Origin of the sequence: Mesorhizobium sp. M8A.F.Ca.ET.207.01.1.1 (assembly GCF_004794715.1) — a bacterium.
Taxonomy (GTDB): domain Bacteria; phylum Pseudomonadota; class Alphaproteobacteria; order Rhizobiales; family Rhizobiaceae; genus Mesorhizobium.
On sequence record NZ_SRUS01000254.1, the window covers coordinates 1 to 355 of the forward strand.

The window sequence follows — 355 nt, forward strand, 5'->3', positions numbered from 1 at the left end:
TCATCACCTTTGTCCTTCCGCCATGACGATAATCCTTCCAGCGGAATCCGACACGATCGTTCTCCATGCTGATCAGCCGGGAATTGGCGATGGCGACGCGATGGGTGTAGCGACCGAGGTAGGCCAGCACCTGCCCTGGACCGCCGAACGGCGGTTTGGCGTAGACCACCCAGTCGAGGCGGCGCGACCTGGCCAACAGGCGGGTGAAGGCGGCTGGCTCGGTCAGGCCGGCAATGTCGCCGAAGAACTTGAGGCTGCGCGCGTCGAAGGCGGCTCGTAGGGCTTCCAGGAAGCGGCGGCGAAACAGGCGCGACAGGACGCGCACCGGAAGGAAGAACCCTGGCCGACAGGAGAC

At 65.1% G+C, this 355-nt stretch carries 1 protein-coding gene; it reads right to left on the reverse strand.

Going from position 1 to position 355, the window contains the following annotated elements:
* Positions 1-355: transposase (locus tag EN850_RS34405; RefSeq protein ID WP_189591304.1), on the reverse strand; the 355-nt coding region annotated here is incomplete at both ends.